At 69.5% G+C, this 4,985-nt stretch carries 3 protein-coding genes; 1 reads left to right on the top strand and 2 read right to left on the bottom strand.

The genetic code is table 11. The features are described from left to right. On the bottom strand, positions 1 to 644 hold a 644-nt coding region (locus Asi02nite_RS40880), incomplete at its 3' end, for a permease (protein ID WP_203719423.1). A 417-nt stretch (positions 645 to 1,061) separates the two neighbouring features. Here Asi02nite_RS40880 and Asi02nite_RS40875 point away from each other — a divergent pair. Continuing rightward, the gene (locus Asi02nite_RS40875; RefSeq protein ID WP_203719422.1) at positions 1,062 to 1,253 is read left to right on the top strand and encodes a hypothetical protein; all 192 of its coding nucleotides are present in this window, start codon (positions 1,062 to 1,064) and stop codon (positions 1,251 to 1,253) included. A 64-nt stretch (positions 1,254 to 1,317) separates the two neighbouring features. Here the strand turns inward: Asi02nite_RS40875 and Asi02nite_RS40870 are convergent, their stop codons facing one another. Next, entirely contained in the window at positions 1,318 to 4,593 is a 3,276-nt protein-coding gene (locus tag Asi02nite_RS40870) for a S8 family serine peptidase (protein ID WP_203719421.1), read from the bottom strand. Between the last annotated feature and the right edge of the window lie 392 nt (positions 4,594 to 4,985).

Below are 4,985 nucleotides of genomic sequence, written 5' to 3'. Positions count from 1 at the left end.
AACTTGCTGGCGCCGTCGTCGTGGCGGTGGGGGAGCCGGATCCAGTCGGCTTTGCCGAGGCGCAGCCAGAGCCAACCCATGATCATGGCGACGATCAGGCTCGCGACGCCGCGACCGACCACCATCTCCGGATTGTCGGGGAACGCGACCGCGGTGGCGGTCAGCACGATCGGGTTGACCGCCGGGGCGGCGAGCAGGAAGGCGAGCGCCGCGGCGGGTGTCACGCCCCGGCGGATCAGTGAGCCCGCGATCGGCACGGACCCGCACTCGCATCCGGGCAGGACCACGCCGGCAGCCGAGGCCACGGGCACCGCCAGAGCGGGATGCCTGGGCAGGGCCCGGGCCCAGAACGACGGCGGCACGAAGACGGCGATCACGGCGGAGAGGACGACGCCGAAGACGAGGAACGGGACGGCCTGGACCATGACGGAAACGAAAACCGTGGTCCAGGTCTGCAGGCGCGGGCTGGAGATCGCACTCGACACCGGGTCGCGGAAGATGACCAGCAGGACCAGGATGGCCGTCAGAATCTCGACCGAACCGATCCGATCGCCGAGAAGCCGCCGTTGTGGAGGTGGGCCCGGATCCGACTCATCGCTCGAGGTGTCGGACGTCTGGTGCCCGCCGGTGGTCTGAGCCGTCACATCGGACACGGTAGCGATTGGGCTCGCTGCGCGCGACGGACTCTTGGCCGACTTTCCTGCAAACCGCAACCGTTATCAACAGATCGTGGTGATGACCTCGGCGAACGACTCCGTGCCGACGCTACGAGCGCAAGGGGTAGTGGCCCGTAGGCGTCGGCAGGGTCCGCGCCACCGGAGGTACACGCCGCGAACAGGGCCACCGTAACTGTTTTCATTTTCAGAAAGCAATGGCCATCCGGGCTGGCTAGGATGATGGTTTCCGGATGTGCGAGCGCCCGGCCAGAGCCGGCAGCGCCACGACCCTCAGAGGCCTCTGTGACGTCGCGTGCCGAACAACCCGAAGATCTCCCGCTCCCCGTGACCGGAGCGCGGTCGAAAGAGCCTGGCCCGGGTCCGAGGGGGCCCAGCCCTTCGACGTTGACGGGCACGGTCGCGGCGGGCGTCGAGCCGAACTGCCTGCTGATCGACGGCTTCCTGTTGATCGGTGGTGACCGCTCCGTCATTCGCGCCGGTGCCCGCCTCACCGTCGCCGGCCGGGTCGACCCCCTGGCGCGCAGCACGTGCCAGCAGGGCGTGCCATTCGTCGTCAGCCGCGCCGCCCCGGCCTGAGCACGCCCAGACGGCGAAGCCCGCCCCTGGACGGGACGGGCTTCACCACATGCGTCGCCTGGAGTCAGCCTGTCACGGCGCCGATCTCCACGCTGCCGCGGCCGACGACCGCTCCCTCGTCGGTGACGACCCGCAACTCGCCCAGGAGCTGCCGGCCCGGGGCCGGCGGGACCAGAGCGGTGACCGTACCGCTGATCGTCGTCGAACCGCCGTACGCGAGGTCGACCACCGTTCCCGGCGCCGACACCGCTCCGAGCGAGGTGGAATAGAACACGTCGCGGTAGTCGTACTCGGTGGTCCCCGCGGGAACCGCGTAGCCGACGACCTCGACCTCGTAGACGCCGGCGGGCGGATTGGCGATCGAGACCGCTTCCTCTGAATCGCCGTCGGCGGACTGGCCCACGACCGCGCCGTCACGCCGGACCGTCAGGTCGAGATCGGCGCTGAGGTCGCTCGGGTTGCCGATGGCGACGTCCAGGCGCGACGCGCCCGCTGGCACCTCGACCTCGTAGGTCTGCACCGCTTCCTCGGCGATGCTCGGCCGGCTCACCCGGGCACTGCCCAGCGGGCCGCCCTGCCCCGACACCCGGACCGGGCCGTACTGGTTCTGCACGGTCCACGTCACCGGGTTGGCCGCGCCGGCCGTCACGGACGGCAGTTCGAGGTCGGCGGGGTCCACCGCGACACCCTGGACACGGGCCGTCAACTGGAACGGGTTCTCCAGCGTCGGCGACGTCCGGCGGGCCTCCACCTCGAGCTCCCAGACGCCGGGGATCGGGTCCTCATAGGACCGTTCCTGCGGCTTGCAGGCGGCCGGGTCGGAGTAGTTGGTGTAGCAGGAAGGGCTTCCGGTGTCGTCGACCGGCACACCCCACGGGTTGATCGCGATGAACCGCGCCTGCGACCCGGCCGCGATGCCGGAGAGGTTGACCTGCAGAGCCTTCGCGCCCTCCGGCACAGCCACGAAGTATGAGGTGTAACCGTTGCGGTCCACCGATCCGCTCGTGGAGAAGCGGAACTCCTTCTTGGTCGGCACATTGGCGATGACCACGGTGTTCAGGAACTCGAAGTCGACAACCGGTGTCTTCGGGTCGTCGACCTGCATGATCGCGCTGTGCACGCCCTCGCCGCCGCGGGTCTCGACGGTGAACGTCACGGTCCTGTTCAGCGGCAGGATCAGGTTCTTCGGCGCGTTGCGGTAGAACCCGTCGTCGCCGACCCAGCGGACGGCGTGCTTGATGTCGCCCTTGGGGCCGGACGTGCGGGTGACCTTCACGGTGTAGGACTTCTTGGCGTCGGGTCGTTGCCCGCCCTCGGTGGGCGCGCAACGGTTGTAGATGCCGTCGCCCTTGTCCGGCGTGGCCAGGAAGTCGGAGATCGGCGTGCACACGGGTGCGTGCACGTCGTACGACCGGGTCTCCAGCGGGCCTTGCGCCAGCAGGTCCCACGCGCCCGACACGTCGAGCTGGCCGCTGCCCTGCGCGTACGCCGGCACACCGTCGATCGGCGACGCTGACGACGCGACCGCCCGGCGCAGCGCCGCTGGGGTCACGGCCTTGCCGGTCGCCTTCGCCGCGGACAGCAGCAGCGCGACACCGCCGGCCGCTTGGGGCGACGCCATCGACGTACCGTTGATCATCTGGTAGCCCGGCGGCAGCCCGTAGCCGGCCTCCGGCACCGGGACGCCCGGTTGCCAGAGAGGTGTGGTGGAGATCGCCGAACCGGGCGCCGCGATCGTCGGCGCGAGGCCGCCGTCCTCGCGCGGTCCGCGGGACGAGAAGTTGAACAACTGGTACGGAGTCCGCGTGACCGAACCGTAGTTGGCCAGCCAGGTCTCCTTGCTGATGCTCGCGGCCACACTGATCACGTCGTCGGCGACGCCGGGGTCGCCGACTGTGTTGACGCCGGGACCGTCATTTCCGGCGGAAAAGACGAGCTGCACGCCGTAGTCGCTGATCAGCCGCTGGTAGAGCTGACCGCGGGCGTTGTTGCCGTCGTTGAGCGCCGGGAGGCCGCCGATCGACATGTTGACCACGTCGACGCGCCGGTTGACGACCAGGTCGACCATGCCGTCGGTCAGCGCGGCCGCCGTGCAGCCGCCACCCCAGGAGCAGGCGCGGGCCGACACGAGCTTCGCGCCCGGCGCCTGGCCGTCGAGGTCGTCGTTGCCGAACATGTTGTTGGCCGCGGTGATGCCCGCGACGTGCGAACCGTGCTGGTCCTCGATGATGCCGATGTTGACGAAGTCGGCCACGCCGGGAAGCCCGGCCGGCGTGACGTCGACGTCCTCGCGGTACTCGACGACGAACGGCATCTGCTCGCGTACCGCGGTGGCCGGGTTGTCAGTGCCGAAGTGACCGACCTGGAAGTTCTCCGCGTACGGCCGCATGGCCCCGCCGTCGTCGGTGAAGTCCCCGTCCTGGTCGACGTCGACCCAGATGTCGTGGGTCGCCGGGTCGTAGAGGACGCCGAACAGGTCGGCCGTGTCTCCGTCGCGGTTGACGTCGCCGCCAGGAGCGCTACCCGCGGTGATGGCCTCGTTGAACCGGTTGATCTTGAAAGCGCCGGCACGCGGCGCCGTCCACTGCTGGCCCTGGTAGCTGAACGACGGCCCCGCGACGTCGGTCAGCATGGCGCGCCAGGTGCCGTCGCCGTCGAAGAGCGGGTCGGTGGCGGTGAACCAGTCGACGATCTTCCGCCCGCCGGTCGAGGTGGTCTGCAGCGCCGGGTTGTCGAGGTCCACGCCGGCGTCCATGATGCCGATCGTGACGCCACGGCCGTCCCACTGCGGGTGCGCCTGCTTGAAGGCGACCGAGCCGGTCTCGGCGGTCGGCATGTAGGGGTTGTCGGCAGGCGTGTCCGCCCCGGGCGGACCGGCCGTCGCTGCCTGCGCCGCGGCCTTGGCGCGTGCGGCCGTCGGCTCGGGTTCGGGCAGCGGAATGACCTCGTTGAGGTCGACGGCAGCGACCCCGGGGAGCTTGGCGGCGGTGATGACCGCGGCGGTCGGCACGCTGGCCCGGACGTAGCCGACAGAGTCGACCCGCTTGGCGACCGTCGCGCCGAGCTTCTTCAGGCCGGTGGCCACCTTCGCCGACTCGCCCTTGTCGGTGGCGACGATCAGCATCACGGTCTTCGCACGCTTGGCGCGGGCTTCCGCCAGGAGCTCGAGGTCGTGGGCGCCGAGCGTGTCCACGGTGCTCTCCTTGAGAGCGTGACTGCCGGCGCCCGGATCGGCGGTAGCCGCGGGCACGCCGACGGCGAGCGTCGACAAGCCGGTCATGAGGACTGTCGCGAGGAGACCGGCGGTCACGCGCCGTCTCTGGTTCTGGGGGTTGGTCACGTCTGGTTCCTCCGAGGGGAGAACGCCCTGCAACACAGGGGCGTGTGACGCATCTTTCGCTCGCGGAGCGATAGCTGTCACTACCAGGTATTTCCTCGTGACGGTCTCGTGACATTAGATTTTGTGCATCAGTGCCCAAGACGGCCGGGCTAATCGCCGCTATCAGGACGAACCAGCTTCCGACGCGCTGGATCTGAGCACTGTGGACGGCGGCGACGATCTACGGCGTTGGGAAGCGAAACGCCGTCCCGGGCGTGCTTCCGGAACTCATGGGCGCTATGCGCCCTCGGCTGGACGTCAGGGCTGTCCGCTTTGGCTCTGACAGCTAGAGTCGGCAGATGCGGCCGGCTGAGGACGAGTCGATTATCGACGTACGCGATCTGCGGATGCGC

It is taken from the genome of Asanoa siamensis (assembly GCF_016862555.1).
In the GTDB taxonomy this organism is placed as follows: Bacteria; Actinomycetota; Actinomycetes; order Mycobacteriales; family Micromonosporaceae; genus Asanoa; species Asanoa siamensis.
Note: the sequence above shows the minus strand (reverse complement) of the source record. Positions and strands in the feature narration are given on the sequence as shown.